Origin of the sequence: Luteibacter yeojuensis, from assembly GCF_000964085.1 — a bacterium.
Lineage (GTDB): Bacteria > Pseudomonadota > Gammaproteobacteria > Xanthomonadales > Rhodanobacteraceae > Luteibacter > Luteibacter yeojuensis_A.
This window is the reverse complement of sequence record NZ_JZRB01000128.1, coordinates 1-1,045: the sequence shown is the minus strand read 5'-3', so window position 1 is coordinate 1,045 and position 1,045 is coordinate 1. Positions and strand designations below refer to the sequence as shown.

Genomic DNA, 1,045 nt, shown 5'->3' with positions numbered 1-1,045 from the left:
CCTGCGCGGTGGTGCGCCTGGCCATGTTCAACGTGCAGAAAGACAAATCCATCTTCCTGGGCCTGAACACGCCCTCGGCGGCGTCGCTGGTGGTGCTGCTCATCGTCATCGGCCGCTACAGCGGCGCCGACTGGCCCGTGCAGACCATGCAGGCCGTGATCAACACCATGCTGTTCGTGCTGGCCGCCTCCATGATCAGCCCGTTCCGGTACCTCAGCAGCAAATCGCTGAAGCTGCGGCTCAACGCCACCACGGTGATCCTTGGTGCCGTGTTCGTCGTGGTCTCGGTGTGGACATCGCCCTGGTCGGTATATGCCTACCTGGTGGCCTACGCGCTTTCCGGCCCCATCGCCGCGACGTGGCTGCTGCTGAAGCGGCTGCGCCGGCCACGCGGGCCGAGGCGACGACAGCAGCCCTAGTACACGTCGCGCCGGTACCGCCCGGCCGCGGCCAGGTCGTCCACGCCGCCGTCGCCCAGGATGCCGCGCAGCGCGGCATCCACGCCCGGCGCCATGCCGGCCAGGCTGCCGCACACGTAGATGCTCGCGCCATCGGCCACGTACCGTCGCACGGCATCGGCGGCGGCGCGCAGGCGATCCTGCACATAGCGCGGGCCGCGCGCCTCGCGTGACCAGACCAGGTCGAGCCGCTCCAAACCACCGGCGGCATGCCACGCTTCCAGCTCATCGACGTGCAGGCGGTCCGCGTGCGCGTGGCGCTCGCCGAACACCAGCCAGTTGCGCTGGTGGCCCTGCGCGATGCGCGCCTTCAGCAGCGCGCGCAGCCCGGCGATGCCGGTGCCGTTGCCGACGAACAGCACGGGGCGCCCATCGGCGGGTGCGTGGAAGCCGGCGTTCCGGCGCACGCGCAGGTCGATCACGTCGCCCACGCCCGCATGCGCGGTAAGCCAGCCTGAGCCCGCGCCAAGCGTGCCATCAGCCAGCACCTGCTGGCGCACCACGAGGTGCAGCGCGCCATCGGCGGGTACGGAGGCGATGGAGTATTCGCGGTGCGGGAGCAGCTCATCGTCGCCGCGCGCGCGGCG

At 71.0% G+C, this 1,045-nt stretch carries 1 protein-coding gene and 1 pseudogene; one reads left to right on the top strand and one right to left on the bottom strand.

Annotated features, from left to right (window positions below; genetic code table 11):
- A partial coding sequence (locus VI08_RS22135) for a hypothetical protein (protein WP_198149020.1) occupies positions 1 to 419 on the top strand: 419 nt, incomplete at its 5' end.
- Here the strand turns inward: VI08_RS22135 and VI08_RS20535 are convergent.
- Positions 416 to 1,045 (bottom strand): annotated as a pseudogene (locus VI08_RS20535) (sulfite reductase flavoprotein subunit alpha); the annotation flags it as partial. The gene VI08_RS22135 and the pseudogene VI08_RS20535 sit on opposite strands and share 4 nt — an antisense overlap.